Genomic DNA, 668 nt, shown 5'->3' on the forward strand with positions numbered 1-668 from the left:
GGGCAGGCGGCCGTCGATGATGTGGGTCGCTTTGACACCGTTGCTTGCCGCTTCGACGGCGGAGCTGATTTTGGGCAACATGCCGCCGTAGAGCGTGCCGTCTGCGATTAATTCGCCGATACGGCTTGGGGTCAGGTTGGTCAACAGGTTGCCTTCTTTATCCATCACACCGGCGATATTGGTCATCATCAGCAGTTTTTCCGCGTTCAACTCTTCTGCCAGTTTGCCTGCAACCAAATCCGCGTTGATATTGAAGGCTTCGCCTTTTTCTCCGACGCCGATGGGCGCGACAACGGGGATACAGCCGCGTTCGATCAAGCCTTCAATCAGGCGAACGTCTATGCTTTCGACCGTGCCGACTTGTCCGATGTCCACGCCTGTTTGTTCGGGTGTATCGACCAGCAGTTTTTTGGCCTTGATGAAATGGTTGTCGCGCCCGGTGACACCGACCGCACGTCCGCCGTGTAAATTGATCAATGAAACGATTTCTTTGTTGACATGACCGCCCAACACCATTTCTACGATGTCCATTGTTTCGCCGTCGGTCACGCGCATGCCTTGCACGAATTCGCCTTTTTTACCAATTTTTTCCAACATTTCATTGATTTGCGGTCCGCCGCCGTGGACGATGACAGGATGGATACCCACCAGTTTGAGCAAAACGACAT

1 protein-coding gene is annotated in these 668 nt (G+C 53.4%); it reads right to left on the reverse strand.

Translation table 11 applies throughout. The features are described 5' to 3' along the window. Nucleotides 1–668 (reverse strand): acetylglutamate kinase (argB, locus tag ACTHUR_RS14760; RefSeq protein WP_440399345.1); only part of this gene is annotated, 668 nt, incomplete at both ends.

It is taken from the genome of Neisseria sp. P0021.S007 (assembly GCF_051956855.1).